The organism is Ignavibacteriota bacterium, assembly GCA_016218045.1.
In the GTDB taxonomy this organism is placed as follows: domain Bacteria; phylum Bacteroidota; class Ignavibacteria; order SZUA-365; family SZUA-365; genus JACRFB01.
Genome location: JACRFB010000060.1, coordinates 23,699 through 43,996 on the forward strand (window position 1 = coordinate 23,699; position 20,298 = coordinate 43,996).

Here is a 20,298-nt window from a genome sequence, read left to right on the forward strand (position 1 = left end):
GCAGCCTGGCCTAGCAGATGCCGCCGTCGATCGATGCGGCCAGCCGTACGATGTGCAGCGCGCGCTGCAGCGACGGGTGCAGATCCCCCGTCGTGCGGCTTTCGTTCACGAGCGTTGCGATGCGTTGCACATTGAATTGTGCCGGCAGTGCTCCTGAGACAAGCGTCGCAAGGGAGCCGTTGTGTACACACGGCATGGATGGTTTGCGCATCGAGAGGAGGCGATGGAGGCGCGGACTGCGTTCGCGCAGGCCGACGTCCAACGCGCGCTGATACGCGACAGGCAAGCGCTGCAGAAGCTGATTCGAGAAGGGCAGGGTTCGTACGTCGGAATACGAGCGCGCGGCCCGCGTCAACGCCGGGCAGCACAACTCCATGACGCGCCGCTGCGGACCCTGCAACCAGCGTACGCGTGGCGGAATGCGAAGCAACGGCGCCACGTACGTGTGATCGAAATACGGCGACACATAGCGGATGAAGTTATTCTGCAGCAGCGCAAGGTCGGTGCCGTGTTGAGGAAGGACAAGCTCGGCGTAGATTCGATCCGCCCGGTTGCTCGGATTCGAATCTGGGTGCCTTCGCTCGAATTGCTCGGTCGCTATTTCGTGTGCCCGCCGACGGATACTTGTTGCTGCTTCCGGTCCCAGAAGGTCAAGAATGCCTGTCGATTCAAACACGGCGATCGTTCGAGCCCTGAATTTATCGTCGTCGGACAACTGGTGTGCTTCGTTGCGAAGGAACCAGCGTCCTTCAATCGATGTGTGGTTCCCGTCCAATAAAATACTCGCCTGATGCGGCAGACGCCGGTACACGAACGGTGCGTGTGTGTTGAGCACGCCGCATTGGTGATTCGACATGTCGAACAGTGCCTGCGCGTAGCTCACCTCGTCATCAAAAAATTCGTTGTCGAGTTTGATCAGTGTGTGAGGCACCCTGTAGCGAGCGGCAATCGAGCGGGCAATACGCAGATCGTGGCCCTCGGCGATATAATGTGTGACGGACGGCAGTCGATGTCCACAGCGGAGCGTCGCCGCCAAAATGGTTCGACTGTCGAAGCCGCCCGTGAGGCCCGCTATTGCCTCGGGATATTTCCGCAGCAGCCGCGCGTGTGCCGTGATAAAGGCCTCGGCTGTCTCATCCAGCAGTCGCGGGGAGTAGTCCTCCTGTGAAAAATGAATTGACCAATAGCGCCGCTCGACGATATCTGCACCGGAAAATCGGGGGACAATCTCCGTGCCCGCTTTCATTCTGCGAATGCCGCGCACCATGGTCGAGCCGTCGAGTGTCTGGCCGAAACACGCTATCTGCGCGAAGGCATCCTCGTCGAGTGTGCCTCCTCCGGGCAGCAGCGATCTGAGGAACGCGATACTCGTGGATGCGGCAAAAAAGGTTCGTGAAGCGGTGTAGTAGAGCGGGAGTGATCCCCAGCAATCGTTGAGCACACGGATCCGCCCATCGTGATATGCGGCGGCGACAAACATGCCGTTGGCTTGCGGGAAGAGGCCTTCGTGAGGAAGATCGATCAGTGTGTGTGGTGTGTATTCGAGTACGGAATCGGTGAAGAATACTCCGTCGACGATTCCCAGCGCTCCGGTATCGGGATCGGCGGAGAAGCGCGAGAAGTCACTGTTGTCTCGCAATGCGATCGAGGCCATGAGGCAGCACCCGTCGTCTGAATCACGCATGCGCACAGCGTAGTCCGGCATGGCGGTCCTGAAATGCGCCCGCACGCTCTCGATACGAGAGGGTTCACGCGAGTATATCAGACTGATCCCCGATGGATGGTCCATGATCGCAGTCTACTTTTTCCTCCCAAAAAACACAAATCGACGAGACCGAATCATCAGGGAATTGTGCCGTATTCTTTTCGAATGAAAAGTGCTATCATACGTGTTTATGACACAGCCGGAAAGCGGCGCTGCACGGATGAAATTCTCACGGAGAGAGAGATGAATCAACACATGGCAATCGGCATACTCGGCGGTGGCGCGATGGGACGCGGTATCGCCATCGCGGCGCTGCTGGCGGAGAAACGCGTGACGTTGTTCGACGCGTTTATCGAGAGCCGCGACGCGGCGTGGGACGGCATCAGCCGCACGCTTTCGGGTCTCGTGGACAAGGGGAAGATTCCCGCGGAACAGCGCGACAGGGCTCTTTCCGCCCTGCGCATCACGGGCGGCTTCGACGAACTCGTTTCGTCGAGCATTGTCATCGAGGCGGTGCCGGAATCGCTCGAACTCAAGAAGCGGCTCTTTGCCGACCTCTCCGCGCTCTGCGACGAGCGGACCATCTTCGCTTCCAACACGTCTTCTCTTTCCATCACCGTTCTGTCGACGGGTGTGAAGAATCCATCGCGCGTGGCGGGCATGCACTTCTTCAATCCCGCCCATCTGATGAAACTTGTCGAAGTCGTGGCGGGCCGTTTTACATCCGACGACACCATCGACAGCGTAATGCAGCTCGCGCGTGAACTCGGGAAGACGCCCGTCGAAACGCGCGACACCCCCGGCTTCATCGTGAACCGCGTGGCGCGGCCCTTCTACACCGAATCGCTGCGCATCGCCGAGGAGCGTGTGGCCGACATCGACACCATCGACCGCATCGTGCGCGGACACGGATTCCGTATGGGACCCTTCGAGCTGATGGACTTCATCGGCCACGATGTGAATTACGAAGTCACGCGCTCGCTCTACGAGGCATTTAATGGCGAACCGCGGTACCGTCCCTCGTTTCTTCAGAAAGCCCTTGTCGAAGCCGGCCTCTTCGGACGCAAATCGGGCAGGGGATTTTATACATACGACACGGAGCAAGGAACTAGGAAGTAGGAACGAGGAGCTAGGAACTAGGAACTAGGAAGTAGGAAGTAGGAAGTAGGAACGAGGAGCTAGGATCTAGTAACGAGGCTCACATCAAATCAGTTCCCAGTTCCCAGTCCCCAGTTCCCAGTTCCCAGTCCCCAGTTCCCAGTCCCCAGTCCCCAGTTCCCAGTCCCCAGATCCTAGTTCCCAGTCCCCAGTCCCCAGTCCCCAGTCCCCAGTTCCCAGTCCCCAGTTCCCAGTCCCCAGTCCCCAGTTCCCAGTTCCCAGTTCCCACTCCCTACTCCCAACTCCCCAGTCCGAACACCATGAACCTTCTCTTTACCGGCCCCGCGGCAATAATCAACGACTGGATCTCGGTCTGTGAGAGCCACACCTGCCATGTGTACAGCAGGGATGCGAAGAAGACCCTGTCGAAACATGCGCATAAAATCGACGCGCTCGACGACGTGCGTGATCTCGACCTGGTGTTCAATTTTCATGTTGGATCCACACCGAAGAGGCAGGCGCTCATCGACGAGATAGTGACCTACACCGGAGGCAAGGTGCCTGTGCTCTGCAACACTGTAGCGGTCAGTGCCACGGAGGTTGCGACATGGACGCGGAAGCCCGCCTGCATCATTGGCGTGGGCGCACTGCCTGGACTGCTTGCGGGAGAATGTGTCGAGGTGGCCTTCCCGCACGGAAACACACGTGCGCACGAAGCAGTGCTGCGCGGCTTCATCGAAAGTGTGGGCAAGACGATGGAAGTGGTTGCCGACGAGGTGGGTCTCGTGTTTCCACGAGTGCTGTGTTCCATCCTGAACGAGGCGCTGTTTGCGCTGCAGCAGGGTGTGGCCACGGAAGAGGATATCGAGACGTCGATGAAGCTCGCCGTGAATTATCCGCGCGGACCCTTCGAATGGGGGGCGCTCATCGGGTGGCGCAATGTGTACACGATAGTGACAGCGTTGCACACCACGCTCGGCGACGACCGCTACCGCCCAGCGCCGCTGCTGCGCAAACTCGCGCTCTCGGCGGACTGATCAGGGCGCCTCGCGCAGCTCCGTTCCCCGCGCGGGTTTGTCGATCGCCGCGCCCGCGCCCGCAACACGCGCGAACAATAATTGCGCGTGCGGCAGCAGAGCGGGATCCGCGAAGGTCCGCGCGTCGAGGACGACACCGCGCAACCACGGTGCTCCCGCGGCATTACGCGCGCGGTCCAGCGCCCCTGGCGCGGGGGCCGCGAGCATGGACTCACGCGCGCCGGTGAACATCGTAAGCGCGCTGTGCAGCACAAAACGCACAGTGCCCGCAGCAAGGAGGACAGGGCGGTGTGCCGCCAGACTCAAGGCAGCGCATCGCAGGCTGTCGGCCCGGCCGTCCATGTCGGCATCGGGAGCAACCGCGAGGAATTCTATATGGGGCAGGTCCGCGGTGCGCGCCGCGTCGGCCGTGTCGGAAATATTCAGACCGAGTGGTCCGGAATAAATACGGTGCATGGATGCCACGCGTGAAGCGCTGATTGCGGGATCGTCCCCGGCCCCGGACGCGAGCACGTCCCGCGGAAGGATCATCGCCGATGCGCCTCCGTCACGCGCGGCGCGCGCGAGCGCGGCAAGCCATTCGTCGGTCGGTGCAACAGGCGCCGGAGCGCCGGCATCGCCGCGCGCGCGCGAAATTCCCGCCCATACCACCGGCTCCATGCCGTTTTCGCGCAGCAACAGCAGGGCTTCGCGCAGTTCGGCCGTCTCTCGCTCGAACCACTCGATACGCGGCGCGGCCGGACTCGTCCGCCACGCGCAGACGGTGAGAGCAACGCCCTGCGCGCCCGCCTTGCGCCATGAAGCGATCAGCGATGCCGCCTCGCCGGCGTCCCGCGGGAACTCAGCGAGCGGCAGCACGAGCAGCAGCGCGGGGCGCGCGAGCGGACGCGGTGGCAGCTCGCCTTCGGGCCGGTCTCCGTCGCCGGGCAGCAGGACCGCACGGTAGTTCCAGGCAAGGGCCAGGAACAGCAGCGCGAGTATCGCGTAGGCGGCACGTTTCGATGTGCGCGGGGATAAACTGTCGGTCATGCGACTCCTTCGGTCCCGTTCTTCGCATCCGCCGCGGCCGCGCGGATTTTTTCCGCCGCCGCGAGGCACAGGTCAAGCATCTCGGCCAGCAGCGCCGCCACATCGGCGCGTGTCTCCACGCCCGAAATCACGAGGCGCAGTTCGCGCGCGTCCTGCTCGAGCTTCATGCGATGTTTGTGTGCCATGATCCAATCCACCAGCGCCTGGAAATGTTTCTCGTAGAACACCGTGTCGTCTTCCGGCGGGAAGGCCAGCACAAGGCGCGTGGCCTGGTAGGTGACGCGCGCCAGGCGGATGCGCGCGGCCACGAGACGCTGCCGCACGACGGAGAGCAGGTTGATCGTCTCCTCGGGCGGACGGCCGAACCGGTCCGCGATTTCGTCGGCAATCGTGTCGATGGCCTCGTCGCTGTCGCTGTTGTAGAGCCGCTTGTACAGGTCGAAACGTTCGGTGGAATTTCCGACGTAGGTCTGAGGCAGATACGCGTCGAGCCCCAGTTCCATCGTCACGTCGTCGCGCGGCCGTTCGGGTTCCTCGGGCCTGTCCGCGAACACCTCGGTGAATTCCTCCTGCTTCAGTTCCGACACGGCTTCCTCGATCGTGCGCAGATACAGCTCGAAGCCGATGTCGGCGATGAAGCCGCTCTGCTCGGCGCCGAGCAGATTGCCCGCGCCGCGTATCTCGAGGTCGCGCATCGCGAGGTGGAAACCCGAACCCAGATCCGAAAACTCCTCGAGCGCCTGCAGGCGTTTGACGGCGTCGCGTGTCATGCGCGCCTCGGGCGGCACAAGGAAATACGCGTAGGCCTGGATGTTCGAGCGGCCGACGCGCCCGCGCAACTGGTACAGTTCGGCCAGGCCGAAGCGCTCGGCGCGGTGCACAAAAATCGTGTTCGCATTCGGGATATCCAGACCCGATTCGATGATTTTTGTGGTGACAAGCACGTCCACACGTTTTTCGAGGAAGCGGGTCATGACCCGTTCGAGTTCCGCGCCCGTCATCTGTCCGTGTGCGATGGCGATGCGCACGCCGGGCACGATCGCGCGGATTTTTCCGGCCAGCGTCTCGAGGTCGCCGATGCGGTCGTTGACAAAATACACCTGGCCGCCGCGCTTCATCTCGCGCGTGATGCCCTCCAGCACGGTGTCCTTCTCGAAAGGCAGGATGCTCGTGAGCACGGGGAGGCGGTTTTTCGGGGGTGTCTCGATGATCGAGAGGTCGCGCGCGCCGAGCAGCGAGAAGTTGAGCGTGCGCGGAATCGGCGTGGCGGTGAGCGCCAGCGTGTCGACGTGCTCGCGCAAACGGCGCAGTTTTTCCTTCGCGGCCACGCCGAAACGATGCTCCTCGTCGATGATCAGCAGGCCGAGATCCTTGAAGGCGACGTCGGCGCTGAGCATGCGGTGCGTCCCGATCACGATGTCGACGCCGCCGCGCTTGAGACGGTCGATCACCGCGGCCTGCTCGGCCTTGGTCTTGAAACGCGACAGCGATTCGACCACCACGGAGTAGCGGTGCAGGCGGTCGTGAAAGGTGTTGAAGTGCTGCTGTGCAAGGATGGTGGTGGGCACGAGCACGGCCGTCTGTTTGCCGTCGAGCGCGGCCTTGAACGCCGCGCGGATCGCCACCTCGGTTTTACCGTATCCGACGTCGCCGCACACGAGCCGGTCCATCGGCACGGCCGATTCCATGTCGCGCTTCACGTCGATGGTGGCGCGCTCCTGGTCGGGCGTGTCCTCGTAAATAAAGGATGCCTCCATCTCTTTCTGCCAGCCGCCGTCGGGCGAGAAGGCGTGGCCGCGCACGGCCTTGCGTTTTGCGTACAGCGCGATAAGGTCGCGCGCGATGTCCTTGAGCCGCTTCCGCGTGCGCTCCTTGAGGCGGTCCCACTCGCCGGAACCCAGCTTCGAGAGGGCGGGTGTCGCGCCCTCCTCCGACGAGTAGCGCTGCAGCCGCGCGATGTACGCGAGGTTCACATACAGCACGTCGTCGCCCGCGTACAGCACCTTCGCGGTTTCCTGCACGCCGCCGTTCACCGTGATGGTCTGCAGACCGACAAATTTGCCGATGCCCTTGTCCACGTGCACCACGTAGTCGCCCGGCTTCAATTGCCGCAGCTCGCGCAGCGAGAGGCCGCGCGCGCCTTTTTTGGCGGACTTCTGTATGCGCTGCCGGTTGAAGACCTGGTGTTCGGTGAGCACCACGAAACCCGCGGCGGGCAGGACAAAGCCGCGGCTGACGGGACAGAACAGCGCGGTGCGCGGGGCAGCGGGAGGCGGCTCGTCGTCGTCGTCGCCGTAGGCGCCTGGTCCGCGCAGCGGCGCGTGGAGCAGGTCGTCGAGCCGCAGGGCCTGCTGCTCGGAATCGGCCACGAGGTACACGTCGCGCGGCAGCAGGGCGCATTCGTCGAGGTACTCGCGCAGCAGCGTGATCGAGCCGTTGAAGGCGGGCTGCGTCTCCGCGCCGATGTCGAGCGCCTCGGCGCTGCCCGCAAGCGCGGGGATCTCGAAGGCCGCGAACAGCGCGAGCGCCATGCGCAGATCCTCGCCGCGGCCGCGCGTCTCAGCTTCGCGCGCGAGCAGGTCGGGATTGTCGATGAAAAACACGGCGTCGTTGGCCGCGTGGTCGAACAACGTCGCGGGACGGTCGGCCGCCTCGTCGGCGAGAAACAGCGACGTCACAAAACCCACGGTCTCGAGCGACCGGATCGAGCGCTGGTTCAGCGGATCGAATTCGCGGATCGACTCGACCATGTCGCCGAGAAATTCGATGCGCAGCGGATTGTCGAATCCGACCGGAAACACGTCGACGATGCCGCCGCGCACGGCATAATCGCCCGTCGCACCCACAAAGTCGTTCCGCTCGAAACCGCCGAAGGCGAGACGGCGGGTCAGTTCCTCCTGGCGCAGCGACGCGTACATCTCGACGGTCAGCGAATGCTCGTTGAGCGCGCGGGCCGAGGGCGCCTCGCTCAAAGCGCTCTCGGCATCGGTCACGATGAGGCGCACCGGATTTTCGCGCACGGCGCGCAACACGTCGGCCTGCTCGGCCATGTGGTCGTCGAAGCTCGCGACCTGCCGGTTTGTCGCGGCGGAACGTGGCGCAAGAAACAGGAGTTCCTTGTCCGATAATACCAGCCCCGCGTCGTTCCATGCGTCGCGGGCCGAGGCGCCGTCGGCGCAGACCAGCACGACCTGCGTGGCATGCTCGCGGAAGTAGAGGGCGGCAAGAAGCCCGGGCAGGGAACCGGCGAGTCCGCGCAACCGCTGCGGCGCGCCCGGGGAGGGACGCGCGGCGAGCAGGCGCACGACGGGCTCGGCCCGGCGCAGGCGCTCGAGGAACGGGGGAGGGGGGATGGTGGTGCTCACGGTGCGGGGATCATCGCCGCGGCTGCCGCCCTCAGGGCGCCGGCGCGATCTCCTTCAGGTAGTCGTAGGTGTAAATGCCCGTGCCGTGCCCGTCCTTCCACGAGAACTGTATCGCGTAGGTGCCGACGGGGGTCACTGATGCGAGTGTCAGCGCGTCGCGCGTGAAAAGAGGAATGAAGGACGGTCCGCGATCGCGCGCATCGGCGCCGCACTGCGCGCAGGGGCAGCGCTTGCGCAGCAGCGAGAGAGGGTAGACGTCGGTCGATCCGTCGTCCCAGGCGACGGAAAGCGCTCCCTCGGCTGTCATGGATATTTTGCTCGGTCGCATTGCGGATTGCCTTTCAGTGGGGTCTCGTCTAACTTGCATGGAATTGTTCGTTTTCGAACCACCTCCGAACATCCCGCCATGCACTTCCTGGAAAAATTAGACGGCATCACGTCGAAAAACAAAAGTCTCGTCTGCGTGGGCCTCGATACCGACCCCGCGAAGATACCCGCGCAGCTCGGGGCGGACCCCGACGGCGTCATCGCCTTCAACCGCGCCATCATCGAGGCGACCGCCGACGTCGCCCAGTCCTACAAGCTCAATCTCGCCTTTTACGAGGCCCTCGGCGCGCGCGCGCACGAAGTGCTGCGGCGCACCCTCGACGCGATTCCGCCGGGTCTTGTGACCATAGGCGATGGCAAGCGCGGCGATATCGGCAACACCTCCGCCATGTACGCCTCGGCCCTCTTCGACGATCTGGGTTTCGATGCCGTCACCGTTGCGCCGTACATGGGGCGCGACTCGGTGCAGCCCTTCCTCGCGCACGCCGACAAGGGCGTGTTTATCCTCGCGCTCACGTCGAACGCGGGCTCGAAGGACTTCCAATACCTGCAGGTCGACGGAGCGCCGCTGTACCGCCGCGTCATCGACACGATCCTGACATGGAACGAACACGGCAACTGCGGACTCGTCGTCGGCGCGACACATCCCTCCGAACTGGCCGACATCCGCGCTCACGTGGGCGAACTGCCCATCCTCGTGCCCGGACTCGGCGCGCAGGGCGGTGATGTGGAACTGTCGGTGAAGGCCGGTGTCACGCCCGCGGGCCTGCGCGCCGTCTTCAACTCCAGCCGTGGCATCCTCTACGCGAGCAAGGGCGACGATTTCGCCGCGCGCGCGCGCGAGGCCGCCATCGCGATGCGCGACGAAATCAACGGGCATCTGCCCGCCGCGTCCCGGTAAAGGCCGCATGCGCGTCGCCTACTTCGACATCTTCGCGGGCATCAGCGGCGACATGACCGTCGGCGCCTTCCTCGGCGCGGGTGTCACACTCGAAGCGCTCCGCGCCGAGCTGGCCAAACTGCCCCTCACGGGCTACCGGCTCTCGGAAAGACGGATATTCCGGAGCATGATATCCGCAACAAAATTCGACGTGATCCTCGGTGCCGAGGACGATGCTTCCGGCGCCGGCAAACACGCGCATCCGGACGATCACGCGCATCCGGACGATCATGCCCATCAACACGATCACGCGCATGCACACGATCACGCGCATGCACACGACCATGGGCATACACACGGAGGGGCGCGGGAAAAGGACCGCTCATATGTCGAGATCATACGCATGATCGACGACAGCGCGCTGAACGATCGCGTGAAGGAGAAGGCAAAGGCGATGTTCCTCGCGATCGGCAAGGCCGAGGCGAAAATTCACGACACGACAATCGACAAAGTGCACTTCCACGAGGTGGGCGCGGTCGATTCGATCGTCGACATCGTGGGCATTGCGATTTGCATGGATATACTCGGCATCGATCGTGTATATTCGTCCCCTGTCCGCACCGGATCGGGCGGCTTCATCGAAACGCGGCACGGCACTATGCCGATCCCCGCGCCTGCGACACTCGAGATCCTGCGTGGCTATCCGATCGAGCTGACGGCGGTGCCGTACGAAATGACCACTCCCACGGGAGCCGCGGTGGTGGCTGCGCTGTCGAGCGGCGTGCTGCAGGGCACGCAGCACATGCGTGTCGAAGCGGTCGGATACGGCGCCGGCGGCCGCGACATTCCCGGCATGCCCAATCTGCTGCGTCTCATCGTCGGAACGCTTCCCGACAATTGGTTGGAAGAACACCTGCTCGTGGTGGAAACAAACATCGACGACATGAATCCGGAAATCTATCCCTATGTGATCGAGCGTCTGCTCGAATCGGGCGCGCACGACGCGTACATCGTGCCCGTGGTCATGAAGAAGGGCAGGCCGGGACACCTCCTGAACGTCACCTGCTCGTCGGCCTCGCTCGACAGTGTGGTGCGTGTGCTCTACGCCGAGACCACCACCTCGGGCGTGCGCGTACGCGAGGTGTTGCGCATGAAGCTGCCGCGCGACGTGCGTATCGTTCAGACGCGCTACGGCAGCGTCACCGCGAAGGAAATACACCGGAGCGGACGCGCGGTTCTCGTTCCCGAATTCGAGGAGTGCCGCCGCATCGCGCGCGAGCACGGCATCCCGCTTCTCGACGTCTACAAACACATGGAGCACGACCTTGGCTCGATCGCGTAACATTCCCGCGGCCCGCCTCGCACTCGCGGTCTTCCTCGTGCTCGCTCCCGCGCTGCTCGCGCAGGACGACACACAGACACTCACCACGCCCGAGGTGCCCGAACCCATCCGCAAGGAAATCCTCGAGCAGTACTTCGACCAGTTCTCCTTTCTTTCGATACTCTGGGAGCGGTACCGCACGGAAACCGCCATCGTGGGCAGTCTGCTGCTGCTGTCGCTTGTCGGCATGCGCAATTACGCGAAGAATCTCGCGAAGCAGGAACAGCGCATCTACGACTGCATGCAGTCCAACGCCCTGATGATCTTCGACCGCTCGGGCCAGCTCCGGACCATGAACCGCGCGGCCAAACAACTGCTGGGCTTCGACGACTTCGTGTCGATGGACGAGGAGGCCTCTTTCTATCTGCGGAACGCTCCCACGTCCGAAATCCCCGACATCTTCGCCGAAGTGCGCCGCACCAATCATGCGATCGAGCGCGAGATCATCTTCAACGCGGCCAAGATGATGAAGACCATCGTGGTGAAGGCCTATCCCGTGTTCAGCGAGAGCCGCCGACTCGACGGATACATTCTCATGATCGCCGACATCACCGAGGCGATCGAGAAGGACCGCCGCGTCAACTGGTCGGGCGTCGCGCAGCACGTGGCCCACAAGGCAAAGACGCCGCTCTCGACCATCACACTCACCGCGCAGCACCTCGAGATGCTGCTCAACGAGCAGGCCGTCAAGCCCGCTCCCGAGGTCACCCGCTTCCTCGACCGCATCGTGAGCGAGTCGCGCAAGCTGAATGAGATTGTGCACAATCTCACGCGTCTCGCGAACAAGGAACAGCTCAACCTGCTCCCCAACGACGTCAACGTCATCCTGCAGAATCTCGCGGACGAATACCGCGCAAAGGCGAGCAGCAACATCGAGATCCGCACCTCGCTGAACCGCATGTTGCCGCGCGTGGGTATCGACATCGCGCATTTCCCCGAGGCCATCGGAAACCTGCTCGACAACGCCATGCGCGCCATCGGGCCGCGCGAGGGACGTGTCATCATCGCCACCGCGATGGGGCAGTGGATCGACCGACCCGGCGAGTATGTCGAGATCACGATACAGGACACCGGCATGGGCATGGACGACGACGTGAAGAAGAGCATATTCCGGCCCTTCTCGACGCACAGCCAGGGAGGGACCGGCCTCGGACTCGTCATCGTGCAGAAAATCGTGCAGGAACATCACGGGGAAATTCTTTTCAACAGCACACCGGGCATCGGCACGACCTTCCAGATCCGCCTGCCCGCCATCATGTAAGACGATGAACAGCGAAAAACACACCATCCTGATCGTCGACGACGAAGAGGCCTTCTGCCAGACCGTCGCCGAGATCCTCCAGCACATGGGGCACAAGACCATCATCCGCACCAATCCGGTCGAAGCCCTGCAACTCCTGCATGTGCAGAGCGTGGACCTCATCCTGCTCGACATCATCATGGACGAGATGAACGGGCTCGAGGTGCTGACGCAGATCGTGCAGAACTGGCCCGAGATTCCCGTGATCATGATCACCGGCCAATCCTACTCCGTACCTGTGGCCCTCGAAGCCGCAAAGAAGGGGTCGTACAATTTCCTGCCCAAACCGATCGACCTCGCCATGCTGAAGGAAAGCGTGCGCCAGGTGCTCGAATCGCGCGAACCCGCCGTGAGCGCCGATCTGGTGGACAGAATCCGCACGCTCGGATTTGTGTCGCAGAGTCCCGTCATTCACAAACTCTTCGCCATGGCCGAGAAGGTGGCCGCTACCAACGTGCCCGTGCTGATAACGGGCGAGAGCGGCGTGGGCAAGGAATTGCTCGCGCGGGCGATTCATCTCATGAGTCCGCGGCGCGACAAGGAATTTGTGAAAGTGGACTGCGGCACGCTCACCGAGACCCTGCTCGAATCCGAACTTTTCGGATACGTAAAGGGGGCCTTCACCGGCGCCTCGGGCGACAAGAAGGGATTGTTCGAAGTGGCCGACGGCAGCACCATCTTTCTCGACGAAATCACGAACACGACCGTCACGTTTCAGCAGAAACTTCTCTCGGTGTTGAACAGCGGCCGCGTGCGGCGCGTCGGCGATACGCGCGAGCGCGATGTAGACGTGCGTGTGATCAGTGCGACGAACCGGAGTCTGCCCTCCCTTATCGCGTCGAACGAATTCCGCGACGACCTCTACTACCGGCTCAACAAGTACGACATCCACGTGCCTCCTCTGCGCGAGCGTCGCGAGGACATTCCCGTCATCGCCCGGCACCTGCTCTCGAAGGCCTGTGCCGAGCATAAGCTCATGAAGCACTACTTCACGCCCGCCGCCCTGGAATTGTTGCAGAAGAACGAATGGCGCGGCAACGTGCGCGAGCTCGACAGCGTGGTCACAAAACTCGCCATCTTCGCCGAGGCCGAGGAGATCGACATCGCGACGGTGGGTCATGCCCTCAAGGCCGAAGGGCAGGGGAGCGCGACGTTCAAGGTGGATCTGCGTCCGCTCATGGACCAGGTAGAGGAGTTCGAAAAGCAACTCATCATGGAATCGCTGCGTGCCAACGGCGGCAATCAGACGCGCGCCGCGGAACAGCTCGGTGTCGAGCGCACGAACTTCGTCAAAAAGATGCGGAAACACGGGCTGCAGAAGGATGACTTTGCGTAATCAAACACATGGGAACCAGGAACTGGGTGGATGCGATGTTTCCGCAACAGGCTGATGGCTTGAATTTCAGAATCCAGAATCCAGAATTCAGAATCCAGAACATTTCCTAGTTCCTAGTTCCCAGTTCCTAGTTCCCAGTTCCTAGTTCCCAGTTCCTAGTTCCTAGTTCCTAGTTCCTAGTTCCCAGTTCCCAGTTCCCAGTTCCTAGTTCCTAGTTCCTAGTTCCCAGTTCCCAGTTCCCAGTTCCCAGTTCCCAGTTCCCAGTTCCCAGTTCCCAGTTCCCAGTTCCCAGTTCCCAGTCCAGATCACTTGCATTCGTCCAACGAGGATTTTATATTTGTAAACCCTCTGCGGGAGTAGCTCAGTTGGTAGAGCGCAACCTTGCCAAGGTTGATGTCGCGGGTTCAAGTCCCGTCTCCCGCTCCACAGACCCTCCAAACCGGAGGGTTTTTCTTTTTTATTGCCAATTCGTTGCAGCACAGCCTGGTTCCTGTAGCAAGGTAGCAAGGTAGCAAGGTAGCAATGTGGCAACTCCCAACTCCCCCGTCCCTCGTCCCCTCTCCTAGATCCAAGTTCCTAGATCCAAGTTCCTAGTTCCAAGTTCCTAGTTCCTAGTTCCTAGTTCCTAGTTCCTTGATCCTAGATCCTAGAAGCTCCTTCCTTCTCGAAGTCGCGCCAGCCACGCGCCCAGCCAGAGAGTGAGAAAGACAAACACCGCGCCGGCCAGCAGATCCACAACATAGTGGTAGCGCAGATACACCGTGGCGAAGATCAGGAGCGATCCTGTCACTGCGAGCGGCCAGCGCGATCGCGCGCGCGTGCGGAAGGCGAGGATGATGACGAGCAGTGTCATCTGCGTATGCCCGCTCGGGAAACAGTCGCGTTGCACCACCTTTTCGGGATCAGGTGTGCCGGGTGGAATCGATTCGCCTGTGTTCGTCATCTCGCGTAGATACGAAGTGACAAACAGGCCGGGCAGTTCTGCCTCCGTTCTTTCAAAATCGTGCAGGGTGAAACGCGGGCCTATGGCAGGCAGGCCCACGTATCCAAAATAGGAGAGGAAAAATCCAAGAATGGTGATGAAGATCACGTTGCGCGAAGCGTCGAAGCGTCCCGAGCGGTGCAGGTCTGCCGCAAGCACGACGGGCAGGAAGTAGAAAGTGCCGTAGGCGATCTGCAGGATTTCCGTCAGCAGTGGATGTGCAAGTGCGGCGAGCACGTGTGTCGGATCAGTGCCAAAAAGCCAGCGGTCGGCGGCGATGAGCAGGTAATCGTAGTCGTGCGGATGCAGGGCGGGGCCGATGAAATACACTTCCTTGAACGCCAGAGGTATCAGCAGCATACGCGCGTACCCGTGCGCGAGCTTCCAGCCCGCGTGGCGTTTTTCCACGAGGCGTGCTGCGGCGAAAACGGCGATGATCACGGCAATGTTGACGGCCGTGTACAGGCCCCACAGCGGGATCGATGCCGCGCCTGCAATCAGACCCGCGGTGAGGATCAGGAAAAAGACAACGATGACGGAGTCGAGTATGTCGAGACGGGCGAGATGGGCTTTCATGGGGAGGACGGGAAGGATGCGGACTCCGCCGTTCACAGGCGCAGTCCCGCGTCGTGAAGCGCGTTTGTCACTATGATGAAGTCGTCAAGGGCGAGCTGTTCGGCGCGCGCCTGCAGATACGGGATGACGGCCTTAGGCGCGGTGGCCGCCTCGAGACCGATATCCTTCAATGCGTTCGACAGGATTTTCCGGCGCTTCCCGAAGGCGGCCCGCACGACGCGACGCAGCAGCTCGGGATCGTGCACACGCGCGAGCTGTGTTTCGTGAAAGGTGAAATGCATCACGGCCGACCAGACCGCGGGCCGCGGTCGGAAAACATTGGGCGAGACGGGCATGGCGATGCGCGCGTCGGCGTGCAGCCGCGTCATGACGCTGAGTATCCCGTATTCCTTGCTGTTCGGATTTGCCGCGATGCGCTGCGCCACCTCGCGCTGCATCATGAAGACGCAGTCGCGCACCGACGCGTGCGAGGCGAACATGTGAAACAGGATCTGGCTCGTGATGTTGTAGGGCAGATTGCCGAGTACGCGCAAGGGCGCGCCGGCGGATGCCGCCAGCGGCGCAATATCGGTCTCGAGCACGTCGGCATGTATCACCTCGATGCGCGGCTCGCCCGCGTATCGTGCTCGCAGTTCCTCGACCGCGCGCCCGTCAATTTCGAGCGCAAGAATGCGGTGCGCAGGTGTGGCGAGCAGCAGATCCGTCAGTGCGCCCGGACCGGGCCCGATCTCGAGCACCGTGTCGGACTCACACACGTCGAGCAGCGCGACAATGTTGCGCGCGATGTTGGCATCGCGCAGGAAATGCTGTCCCAGCGACTTTTTCGGCGTGAACATGGGGCAAGATACGCAAGTGCGCCGAATTGCCCGCGCCTTTGCTCGTCGCCCGATTCCGCGTAACTTGCGGAGACTGTACACTTCTCCATAATCCCGGACCCGGCGCGATAATGACTGAGCTGAACGACACCCCCTTCCGCTGCGGCTATGCGGCCATCATCGGCGAACCGAACGCGGGCAAGTCCACGTTCATCAACGCCGTGCTCGGCACGCGCCTCTCGATCGTGACGTCGAAGCCGCAGACGACGCGCCGCCGCATCCTCGGTTTTCACAACGGCGACAATCATCAGGTGCTGTTTGTGGATACACCAGGCCTGGTGAATCCCGCGTACGCGCTGCAGCGTTCGATGCTCGAATCGGCCAAACGCGCGATGGAGGAGGCCGACGTGCTTCTCGTCATCATCGACGCGCCGCGCGCGATAGAACGCAACGAGGTTCTGCCCGAAATGCTGGCGCCACTGCTCGCCGCTTCGACTCTCCCCGCGGTGGCGGCCATCAACAAAGTGGACCGCATCACCGACAAGATGGAACTGCTCCCCCTGATGGAGAAACTGCTCGCGGCGCATCCCTTCAAGGCGGTCGTGCCCATATCCGCGCTCGAGAACGACGGCGTCGACGCAGTGATCGCCGAACTGGTGCCGCTGCTGCCCGCGCATCCGGCCCTGTATCCCGACGATGTGCTCAGCGACCAGCCCGAACGCTTTTTTGTCAGCGAAATAATCCGCGAAAAAATCTTCGAGACCTTCCGTCAGGAGGTGCCGTACGCAACCGAGGTCTTCATCGCGGAATACACGGAAAAGAACGGCGTGGACGTGATCGCCGCCGACATACTTGTCGAGCGTGAGAGCCAGAAACGCATACTCATCGGCAAGGGCGGATCGGCGATCAAGGACATCGGCACGCGCGCGCGCGTCGACATCGAACAGTTTCTCGACCGCAAGGTGTACCTCGAACTGCACGTGAAGGTGCGCGAGGGCTGGCGCAACAACAGCGAGTGGGTGCGGCGTCTGGGCTACGACCTATAAACGGATACACGGATCCGAAATTACGTACTGGAGGAAGTCATGAAGGGGTCGGATCGGCGTCACTTTCTTGTTTCACTCGCCGCACTCGGCGCGGGTGCGGCACTGCGGCCGCGCGATGCAGCCGCGGCGTTGAATCGCGCGGCAGGTGGCGCGTCGATGATCGCGGTGGCGAGCGGCAACGGCCTTGGCGCCACGGCGAAAGCGATGGAACTGCTGCGCGGAGGAGCCGACGCTCTCGACGCCGTCATCGCGGGAGTGAATCTTGTGGAGGACGATCCCAAGGACGAGACGGTCGGACTCGGCGGTCTGCCGAACGAGGATGGCATTGTGGAACTCGATGCCTGCGTCATGCACGGTCCGACGGGCCGCGGTGCGGGTGTGGCCGCACTCCGCAACATCCGCAATCCCTCCAAGGTCGCGCGCCTTGTCATGGAGCGCACCGACCACGTCCTGATCGTCGGAGAGGGCGCGCTGCGATTTGCCCGTGCGCACGGCTTCGCCGAGGAGAATCTGCTCACCGACTCCTCCCGCCGCAAGTGGCTCGCATGGAAGGAGCAGCTCAATCGCGAGGACGACTGGCTGCCTCCGCACGACGTCGATACGCAGGACATCGGCGGCGTGATGAAACGCATCGACCGACCGACCGGAACCATCAACTGCCTCGCGCTCGACGCGAAGGGGAACATCTCCGGGTGTACCACGACGAGCGGCCTGGCATTCAAGATCCCGGGACGTGTGGGCGACAGTCCCATACTCGGCGCGGGCCTCTATGTCGACAATCAGGTGGGGGCCGCGGGATCAACGGGCCGCGGCGAGGCGAATCTGCTTGCCTGCTCGAGTGTGATCATCGTGGAGCACATGCGGCTCGGTGCCACGCCCGAGGAGGCCTGCCTGCGCGCATGCACACGTATTGCCGATATGACACGTATGCGGCGGCTCAAGGATGCGTCGGGACGGCCGTCATTTAACGTGCGTTTCTACGCGATTGACATTCGCGGCCGCAGCGGCTCGGCCAGCATCTGGGGTCCGGGCCAATACGCCGTCAACACGGGCGAGGCGGTGTCGCGCCACGCCGAGTCGGCCTACCTCTACAAACGACCCGCGAAATAAACGGATACTCAATGCCGAAATCCAGACATACCGACCTCTCCGCACCGGATCCGAACATCGAAGATCGCGAACTCGACCGCGCGTTGCGGCCCGCGCGTTTCGGTGACTTCGAAGGCCAGCGCAAAATCGTCGACAACCTGCGCGTCTTTATTCAGGCGGCGCGACAGCGCGGTGAAGCCCTCGATCACGTGCTCCTGACAGGTCCGCCGGGACTCGGCAAAACAACACTCGCGCACATCATCGCGAATGAAATGGGATCAACGTTGAAAATGACATCCGGACCCGTCCTCGAAAAACCCGGCGATCTGGCAGGGTTGTTGACCGGACTCGAGGCGGGCGACGCGTTGTTCATCGACGAGATACACCGCCTTTCACCTGTTGTCGAGGAGTACCTGTACTCGGCGATGGAGGACTACATGCTCGACATCATGATCGAGAGTGGTCCGAGTGCGCGCAGTGTGCGCCTCGAGCTCCGGCCTTTCACACTCATCGGCGCGACGACACGCGCTGGTCTGCTCACCTCGCCATTACGCGCGCGTTTCGGCATCACGAATCGTCTTGACTATTACAACGCCGACCAACTGCGGCACATCGTCGTGCGTTCGGCGCGCATCCTGGGCATCGGCATCGACGAGGCGGCGGGCGCGGGCGAGATTGCGCGGCGTTCACGCGGCACGCCGCGTATCGCGAACCGACTGCTCAAACGGGCGCGTGATTTTGCGCAGGTACAAGGCGACGGCGTGATCACGCGCGAGATCGCCGACATCGCGTTGAACGCGCTCGAAGTGGATGAGAAAGGACTCGACGACATGGACAAGCGCATCCTCGCCTGCATCCTTGAAAAGTATCATGGCGGACCCGTTGGCCTCAACACGCTCGCCATCGCGGTCGGCGAAGAACCCGGCACCATCGAGGAAGTCTACGAACCCTATCTCATTCAGGAAGGATATCTGCAGCGCACCCCACGCGGCCGCGAATTGACCGGCCTCGGGTATGCTCTCTTTGGCAAGAAGCGCCGCAGAACCGGGCAGGAGGAACTTCCGCTTGAGGAGACGGAGTGACGTGAAACGAGAGACGAAAGTGCGCATCATCAGTTTCGTATTCATTGTATTGACTCTGGCCGGCTGCGGCGAGAAGAACAAGCCGGCCGTCACGGCCATCCGGGAAGCAGGCGCAATACCGGATCAGGAGAGCTGGAAATCGCGTATCGTGTTTTCCGATTCCGGTATGACCCGCGCGATTGTCAACGCCGAACACATCCGCATGTTTGAAGCGCGACGTGAGACGCTGCTCGATTCCGGTCTCGTGGTACATTTCTATTCGATGAGCGGGGTGCATACATCGAAACTCACCGCCCTTCGCGGACGTGTCGACGATGCCACGAAGGACCTCGAGGCCTTCGGGAATGTCGTCTTCTCGTCCGACAGCGGCACCGTTGTGCGTACGGAATATCTGTTCTGGGATCACGACACGCGCCGTGTTCGCAGCGACCGCTTTGTCACGGTCACCTCACCGAAGGAACGCCTGCAGGGATACGGCTTCGAGGCGGATCAGGGACTCAAGAACTACGTGATCTATCGTGTCAGTCTCGAGGCGGAAGTGGACAAGTAGATCGGAGTAGGGAGTGGGGAGTGAGGAGTAGGGAGCTAGGAATAAGGAGTAGGGAGTAGGGAGTCGGGGCGGTGGAGTGGTGAGTCGGGGCACGTCTCTGACAGTTGTTTGGGAATAAGGCCGATTCCTTCTTGCGCAGTTGATAAATGGGGCTGCACGGTTATCGGGTGAACTGCGCAGTTACGCAATCGAGGGTGCGGCCGTGTCGATGACGGGATATGTTGTCGTCATGGAGACTCGTGAGAAGGCAGACAGACCATTGGCAGCAGTGATAGTGGACGACGACATCCTCTCCTGCGCCGCGTTGGCGCGGCTGCTGACGGCGTATTGCAGCGATGTCCGGTATGTGGCGTCATTCACTGATGCAAGCCGTGCGGTGGATTTCGCCGCCTCGGGGGAGGCGGATGTTTTTTTTGTGTCCTTGGAACTGCCGGATAACGGTGCCTTGTATTTGGCGGAGAGTTTGCGCGAATCCACAATGACGATGGTGTTCATATCGACATCAGGTGGAATGTCGCCGACGCTGCAACACATGGGACGTACACTGCATCTCTCAAAACCTGTCGATATTGAGCAACTGCGCAGTGCAATCGTCGATGTTGTCAAACTGCTGCGCAATCATGCTGAAGGGAACACACACTCGGAGGCACCATGAGCAACCGGAACCGATACTGGCAACGGGCAGCCGAACGCACTTACC

Annotated in this window: 17 protein-coding genes and 1 tRNA gene; 12 read left to right on the top strand and 6 right to left on the bottom strand. The window is 62.0% G+C overall.

Going from position 1 to position 20,298, the window contains the following annotated elements; all coding sequences use genetic code 11:
- Nucleotides 1-10: 10 nt before the first annotated feature.
- Entirely contained in the window at nucleotides 11-1,705 is a 1,695-nt protein-coding gene (locus HY962_15910) for a hypothetical protein (GenBank protein ID MBI5648416.1), read from the bottom strand.
- A gap of 243 nt (nucleotides 1,706-1,948) precedes the next feature.
- On the opposite strand from HY962_15910, the gene HY962_15915 reads away from it, so the two are divergent.
- Both HY962_15915 and HY962_15920 read left to right on the top strand, forming a co-directional pair.
- Nucleotides 1,949-2,824, top strand: a complete 876-nt coding sequence (locus HY962_15915) for a 3-hydroxybutyryl-CoA dehydrogenase (GenBank protein ID MBI5648417.1) — start codon at nucleotides 1,949-1,951, stop codon at nucleotides 2,822-2,824.
- Between the two features lie 299 nt (nucleotides 2,825-3,123).
- The gene (locus HY962_15920; protein ID MBI5648418.1) at nucleotides 3,124-3,840 is read left to right on the top strand and encodes a 3-hydroxybutyryl-CoA dehydrogenase; all 717 of its coding nucleotides are present in this window, start codon (nucleotides 3,124-3,126) and stop codon (nucleotides 3,838-3,840) included.
- On the opposite strand, the gene HY962_15925 is transcribed toward HY962_15920, so the two are convergent.
- Genes HY962_15925 through HY962_15935 form a run of 3 tightly spaced genes read right to left on the bottom strand, consistent with a single transcriptional unit; the run spans nucleotide 3,841 to nucleotide 8,541 of the window.
- The gene (locus tag HY962_15925) at nucleotides 3,841-4,869 is read right to left on the bottom strand and encodes a hypothetical protein (protein MBI5648419.1); all 1,029 of its coding nucleotides are present in this window, start codon (nucleotides 4,867-4,869) and stop codon (nucleotides 3,841-3,843) included.
- On the bottom strand, nucleotides 4,866-8,234 hold the full coding sequence (mfd, locus tag HY962_15930) for a transcription-repair coupling factor (GenBank protein MBI5648420.1): 3,369 nt from the start codon (nucleotides 8,232-8,234) through the stop codon (nucleotides 4,866-4,868). Before mfd ends, HY962_15925 begins: the two co-directional genes overlap by 4 nt.
- 31 nt (nucleotides 8,235-8,265) lie before the next feature.
- Nucleotides 8,266-8,541: a DUF971 domain-containing protein gene (locus tag HY962_15935; protein MBI5648421.1), complete on the bottom strand. Its 276-nt coding sequence runs from the start codon at nucleotides 8,539-8,541 to the stop codon at nucleotides 8,266-8,268.
- A gap of 99 nt (nucleotides 8,542-8,640) precedes the next feature.
- On the opposite strand from HY962_15935, the gene pyrF reads away from it, so the two are divergent.
- The 5 genes from pyrF (at nucleotide 8,641) to HY962_15960 (ending at nucleotide 13,884) form a co-directional block, all read left to right on the top strand.
- Nucleotides 8,641-9,462 (top strand): orotidine-5'-phosphate decarboxylase, encoded by an 822-nt coding sequence (gene pyrF, locus HY962_15940; protein ID MBI5648422.1) that lies wholly within the window; start codon nucleotides 8,641-8,643, stop codon nucleotides 9,460-9,462.
- A gap of 7 nt (nucleotides 9,463-9,469) precedes the next feature.
- Nucleotides 9,470-10,783 (top strand): nickel pincer cofactor biosynthesis protein LarC, encoded by a 1,314-nt coding sequence (gene larC / locus HY962_15945; protein MBI5648423.1) that lies wholly within the window; start codon nucleotides 9,470-9,472, stop codon nucleotides 10,781-10,783.
- Nucleotides 10,767-12,083 (top strand): PAS domain-containing protein, encoded by a 1,317-nt coding sequence (locus HY962_15950; GenBank protein MBI5648424.1) that lies wholly within the window; start codon nucleotides 10,767-10,769, stop codon nucleotides 12,081-12,083. Before larC ends, HY962_15950 begins: the two co-directional genes overlap by 17 nt.
- Nucleotides 12,084-12,087: 4 nt before the next feature.
- Nucleotides 12,088-13,458 (top strand): sigma-54-dependent Fis family transcriptional regulator, encoded by a 1,371-nt coding sequence (locus HY962_15955; protein MBI5648425.1) that lies wholly within the window; start codon nucleotides 12,088-12,090, stop codon nucleotides 13,456-13,458.
- Between the two features lie 350 nt (nucleotides 13,459-13,808).
- Nucleotides 13,809-13,884, top strand: a tRNA-Gly gene (locus HY962_15960).
- 220 nt (nucleotides 13,885-14,104) lie between these two features.
- Here the strand turns inward: HY962_15960 and HY962_15965 are convergent.
- Nucleotides 14,105-15,016, bottom strand: coding sequence for a phosphatase PAP2 family protein (locus tag HY962_15965; GenBank protein MBI5648426.1), 912 nt, complete (start codon nucleotides 15,014-15,016; stop codon nucleotides 14,105-14,107).
- Between the two features lie 32 nt (nucleotides 15,017-15,048).
- Entirely contained in the window at nucleotides 15,049-15,852 is an 804-nt protein-coding gene (rsmA, locus tag HY962_15970; GenBank protein MBI5648427.1) for a ribosomal RNA small subunit methyltransferase A, read from the bottom strand.
- Between the two features lie 110 nt (nucleotides 15,853-15,962).
- Between rsmA and era the strand changes: the two genes are divergently transcribed.
- From era to HY962_15995, 5 genes are all read left to right on the top strand, one after another.
- A complete protein-coding gene (gene era, locus HY962_15975; GenBank protein ID MBI5648428.1) occupies nucleotides 15,963-16,877 on the top strand; it encodes a GTPase Era in 915 nt (304 codons plus the stop codon).
- Between the two features lie 39 nt (nucleotides 16,878-16,916).
- The gene (locus HY962_15980) at nucleotides 16,917-17,987 is read left to right on the top strand and encodes a N(4)-(beta-N-acetylglucosaminyl)-L-asparaginase (GenBank protein MBI5648429.1); all 1,071 of its coding nucleotides are present in this window, start codon (nucleotides 16,917-16,919) and stop codon (nucleotides 17,985-17,987) included.
- Nucleotides 17,988-17,998: 11 nt separating this feature from the next.
- The gene (gene ruvB / locus HY962_15985) at nucleotides 17,999-19,048 is read left to right on the top strand and encodes a Holliday junction branch migration DNA helicase RuvB (GenBank protein MBI5648430.1); all 1,050 of its coding nucleotides are present in this window, start codon (nucleotides 17,999-18,001) and stop codon (nucleotides 19,046-19,048) included.
- 1 nt (nucleotide 19,049) lies between these two features.
- Nucleotides 19,050-19,598 (top strand): LPS export ABC transporter periplasmic protein LptC, encoded by a 549-nt coding sequence (gene lptC, locus HY962_15990; GenBank protein MBI5648431.1) that lies wholly within the window; start codon nucleotides 19,050-19,052, stop codon nucleotides 19,596-19,598.
- Nucleotides 19,599-19,872: 274 nt separating this feature from the next.
- Complete coding sequence (locus tag HY962_15995; GenBank protein MBI5648432.1) at nucleotides 19,873-20,253, top strand: response regulator; 381 nt, start codon at nucleotides 19,873-19,875, stop codon at nucleotides 20,251-20,253.
- Nucleotides 20,254-20,298: the final 45 nt, after the last annotated feature.

What these genes read in the sequence shown, in the direction of transcription:
- HY962_15910 (MBI5648416.1), bottom strand. Translation starts at nt 1,705, where the DNA reads ATGCCGGACTACGCTGTGCGCATGCGTGATTCAGACGACGGGTGCTGC.
- HY962_15915 (MBI5648417.1), top strand. Translation starts at nt 1,949, where the DNA reads ATGAATCAACACATGGCAATCGGCATACTCGGCGGTGGCGCGATGGGA.
- HY962_15920 (MBI5648418.1), top strand. Translation starts at nt 3,124, where the DNA reads ATGAACCTTCTCTTTACCGGCCCCGCGGCAATAATCAACGACTGGATC.
- HY962_15925 (MBI5648419.1), bottom strand. Translation starts at nt 4,869, where the DNA reads ATGACCGACAGTTTATCCCCGCGCACATCGAAACGTGCCGCCTACGCG.
- HY962_15935 (MBI5648421.1), bottom strand. Translation starts at nt 8,541, where the DNA reads ATGACAGCCGAGGGAGCGCTTTCCGTCGCCTGGGACGACGGATCGACC.
- pyrF (MBI5648422.1), top strand. Translation starts at nt 8,641, where the DNA reads ATGCACTTCCTGGAAAAATTAGACGGCATCACGTCGAAAAACAAAAGT.
- larC (MBI5648423.1), top strand. Translation starts at nt 9,470, where the DNA reads ATGCGCGTCGCCTACTTCGACATCTTCGCGGGCATCAGCGGCGACATG.
- HY962_15955 (MBI5648425.1), top strand. Translation starts at nt 12,088, where the DNA reads ATGAACAGCGAAAAACACACCATCCTGATCGTCGACGACGAAGAGGCC.
- HY962_15965 (MBI5648426.1), bottom strand. Translation starts at nt 15,016, where the DNA reads ATGAAAGCCCATCTCGCCCGTCTCGACATACTCGACTCCGTCATCGTT.
- rsmA (MBI5648427.1), bottom strand. Translation starts at nt 15,852, where the DNA reads ATGTTCACGCCGAAAAAGTCGCTGGGACAGCATTTCCTGCGCGATGCC.
- era (MBI5648428.1), top strand. Translation starts at nt 15,963, where the DNA reads ATGACTGAGCTGAACGACACCCCCTTCCGCTGCGGCTATGCGGCCATC.
- HY962_15980 (MBI5648429.1), top strand. Translation starts at nt 16,917, where the DNA reads ATGAAGGGGTCGGATCGGCGTCACTTTCTTGTTTCACTCGCCGCACTC.
- ruvB (MBI5648430.1), top strand. Translation starts at nt 17,999, where the DNA reads ATGCCGAAATCCAGACATACCGACCTCTCCGCACCGGATCCGAACATC.